This is a genomic window from Gemmobacter sp., from assembly GCF_016792925.1.
GTDB lineage: Bacteria > Pseudomonadota > Alphaproteobacteria > Rhodobacterales > Rhodobacteraceae > Gemmobacter.
Genome location: NZ_JAEULU010000163.1, coordinates 1 through 3,366, shown reverse-complemented (window position 1 = coordinate 3,366; position 3,366 = coordinate 1). Strand labels below are relative to the sequence as shown.

General features: G+C 67.6%; 4 protein-coding genes. 1 reads left to right on the top strand and 3 read right to left on the bottom strand.

The window, feature by feature from the left end:
• Window positions 1-726, top strand: a 726-nt coding sequence (locus tag JNN06_RS07965) for an L-threonylcarbamoyladenylate synthase (RefSeq protein WP_291239059.1), incomplete at its 5' end; no start/stop codon positions are given.
• 2 nt (window positions 727-728) lie between these two features.
• Here JNN06_RS07965 and holA read toward each other — a convergent pair.
• The 3 genes from holA to JNN06_RS07950 form a co-directional block, all read right to left on the bottom strand.
• Window positions 729-1,730 (bottom strand): DNA polymerase III subunit delta, encoded by a 1,002-nt coding sequence (holA, locus tag JNN06_RS07960; protein WP_291239058.1) that lies wholly within the window; start codon window positions 1,728-1,730, stop codon window positions 729-731.
• A complete protein-coding gene (gene lptE / locus JNN06_RS07955) occupies window positions 1,727-2,197 on the bottom strand; it encodes an LPS assembly lipoprotein LptE (RefSeq protein WP_291239057.1) in 471 nt (156 codons plus the stop codon). The genes holA and lptE overlap by 4 nt, the downstream gene beginning before the upstream one ends.
• Window positions 2,198-2,210: 13 nt before the next feature.
• Window positions 2,211-3,366, bottom strand: a 1,156-nt coding sequence (locus JNN06_RS07950) for a class I tRNA ligase family protein (protein WP_291239056.1), incomplete at its 5' end; no start/stop codon positions are given.

The window sequence follows — 3,366 nt, the reverse complement described above, 5'->3', positions numbered from 1 at the left end:
TATGCCGTGCTGACGCCGGGGGCGGAGGCCTTGGCGGCTGCCTTCTGGCCCGGCCCGCTGACGATGGTTTTGCCCCTGCGCGAGGGCAGCGGCTTGTCGCCCTTGGTGACGGCGGGCTTGACGACCGTGGCGATCCGCCTGCCCGCGCATCCCATCGCGCGTGATCTGTTGCGCGCCTTTGGCGGGCCGGTGGCGGCGCCCTCGGCCAATCCCTCCGGGCGGGTGTCGCCGACACGGGCGGCGCATGTGCTGGCGGGTCTGTCGGGGCGGATCGAGGCGGTGCTGGATGGCGGCGCCTGTGCGGTAGGGGTGGAAAGCACCATCATCGCCATGGATGGCCCGCCCGCGCTGATGCGCCCCGGTGGGGTGTCGGTCGAGGCGATCGAGGCGGTTCTGGGCGCGCCGCTGGCGCTGCCCGGCGATCCCGCCACCCCCAAGGCGCCGGGGCAACTGGCCTCGCATTACGCGCCCGAGGCCGGAGTGCGGCTGAATGCCGAGGCCCGGAAGCCGGGCGAGGTTCTGGTGGGCTTTGGCGCGGTGAAGGGCGATCTGACGCTTTCGGACAGCGGCGACCTGCTGGAGGCAGCGGCCAACCTGTTCCACCTGCTGCGCGAGGCGGATGCGCTGGCAGGCCCCTGCGGCGCCATCGCCTTTGCACCGGTGCCGGAAACCGGGCTGGGCCGCGCCATCAATGACCGCCTGCGCCGCGCCGCCGCGCCACGGTAACCTTAGCGCTTTGACATCGCCAGCCGCAGCAGGGCGCGTTCCATCACCGCCATGGCGGGGGCGCGGGAGGCCGAGCGCAGCGTCAGGTCGGTTTCCACGATCAGCGCGATGGCGTCTTCCAGCTTGCGCACGCCCCATTCCTGCGCCAGCCGGATCATCCTGTCCTTGCGGGGGCCGCGCACGCGGAACGAGGCCGGGCCGCGCGGATCGACCGCCAGCATGTGCAGGGTGCGAAAATGGCGCATCGCCATGATGCAAAGGGTAACGGGCAATACGCCTTGCCCCTCCAGCCGCCGCATCAGCAGACCCACCTCGCCGCCGCGCCCCTCGGTCACGGCATCCAGCACGTCATCCACCTCGGCCTCGGTGGTGGCGGGGGCCATGGCGGCCACATCCTCCACCGTCAGCGGGCTGGTATCGCCCCATTTATACAGCGCGATCTTTTCGACCGTCTGGCGGAAATCGCCGGGGTCGAGTTCCTTGGCCAGCGTCAGCAGATCGCCCATGGCCTCGCGCCCGATCTCGGTCAGGCCGGATTTGCGCAAGGTCGCCTCGATCTCCTCGCGCGAGGGCGGATCGTCATAAATGCCGACCGAACGGGCAGAGGGGTGGGCATCGAACAGCTTCACCAGCGCGGATTTGGTGGTCAGGCTGGTGGAGGTGATGACGATCTGCGCATCGCCGGGCCGCCAGTCTAGCAGGGCTGCGGTCACCGCGCTGGCGGCACTGTCGGGCGTGTCTTCCACAAAGACCACGCGCGGGCCGGGAAAGAAGCCTTGCGCCTTCATCCCGTCCATCAGCGCGGCCGCATCCTTGCGCAGGTCGCTGCCTTGCAGACGGGTCAGCCGCATCTCGGCCTCGCCCTGTGGCCCGATCAGCGCGAGGATCACCTCTTGCCGCCGCAGCGCCACCCGCATCGCATCCTGCCCATAGATCAGAAGGCCGGTCGCCGCCGGATCGGGCTTGGCGAAATAGCCGACCGCCGCCGCGCCGGACAGCTTCATGGCAGGCTGCCAGCCGAGGCGACCAGGCGGGTTACGATCTGGTCGGCCAGAATGCGCATCAGGCGGAAACCCGCGTCTTCCTCGGCGGCGAGGCCCGAGACGGTGGAGCCGGTGGCCGACCAGGAGGTGAAACTTTGCGCCAGCCCCTCGGCCAGTTTGGCCCCGGCCATATCGGTCAACTGCCAGGTGACCTTGCCGCGCAGGTGATAGCGCGTGGTGGCGTTTTCGGGGGTGAGGCCGACGCCCACCCGTTCGGTCGTGATCTGGTAAACCAGCGTGTAGCGCGGGGCTTCGGGGCGGCCGAGGCGTTCTTCCAGCCGCTCCACCAGATCGAAACCGTCCTTGGTGGTGGGGCTTTCCACCCGCACGGCCCCTTGCAGCGCCGCCGCAGGCCCCCCCGGCGCATAAGCCGGGGTGAAGGTGCAGCCCGCCAGCCCCGTGGTCAGGGCTGCCCCGGCCAGGGACATGAACTGACGGCGTTTATGCCACGACATTGATGATGCGCCCCGGAACGACGATGATCTTCTTGACCGGCTGCCCGGCCAGAAACTTCACCACATCCTCCTCCGCGAGGGCGAGCTTTTCAACCTCGGAAGCAGGCATGTCTTTCGGCACGCTGATTTCCGCCCGGCGCTTGCCATTGATCTGGATCGGCAGGGTGACGGTATCGTCGATCAGCAGCGCCGGATCGGGTTTGGGCCAGGGCGCCTGCGCGCAAAGACCCGCGCCGCCCTGATAGGTCCAGATCGATTCGGCGATATGCGGCACCATGGGCGACATGAGCTGCGCCAGCGTGCGGATCGCCTGTTTCATCACCGGGGTCGAGGCATCGGCCTTGGCCAGCGTATTGGTGAAGGCATAAAGCGAGGCGATGGCCTTGTTGAAGGCGAAGGTCTCGATGCCGCGCGTCACCTCATCAATCGCCTTGGCGGTGGCTTTCAGCAGGGCGGCATCGTCCTTGCCGGGGTGGTCGGCGGGCATCTCGCCAATGCGCGAACACAGGTTCCAGACCCGGCTCAGATGCTTGTAGGCGGCTTCGGCCCCCGAGGCCGTCCATTCCACATCGCGCTCGGGCGGGCTGTCGGACATGACGAACCAGCGCGCAGTATCGGCGCCGAATTCCGCGATGATGTTCATCGGATCGACGACATTCTTCTTGGATTTCGACATCTTGGCCGAGGGGATGACCTCCACCGCCGTGCCATCCTTCAGGGTCGCACCCGCCTCGGTGCGGAGGATGTCTTCCGGCAGGTGATAGACCGGGCGGCCCTTGTCGTCGGTGGTCTTGTAAATCTCATGCGTCACCATGCCTTGCGTGAACAGGGCATTGAACGGCTCGCGCGCCGCTTTGGGCAGGTGGCCGGTCTCGTTCATCGCGCGGGCGAAGAAGCGCGAATAGAGCAGGTGGAGAATCGCATGTTCGATGCCGCCAATATATTGATCGACATTCATCCAATAGGCGGCGTCTTCGGCCACGGTGGGGGTGGTGGCACGCGGCGCGGTGAAGCGGGCGTAATACCAGCTGGAATCGACGAAGGTATCCATCGTGTCGGTTTCGCGCTTGGCCGCCGCGCCACATTGCGGGCAGGCGCAATCGCGCCAGGTGGCGTGACGCTCCAGCGGGTTGCCGGGCTTG

Excerpts from the sequence above, each read along its gene's own strand:
- holA (WP_291239058.1), bottom strand. The coding sequence starts at position 1,730 with ATGAAGCTGTCCGGCGCGGCGGCGGTCGGCTATTTCGCCAAGCCCGAT.
- lptE (WP_291239057.1), bottom strand. The coding sequence starts at position 2,197 with ATGTCCCTGGCCGGGGCAGCCCTGACCACGGGGCTGGCGGGCTGCACC.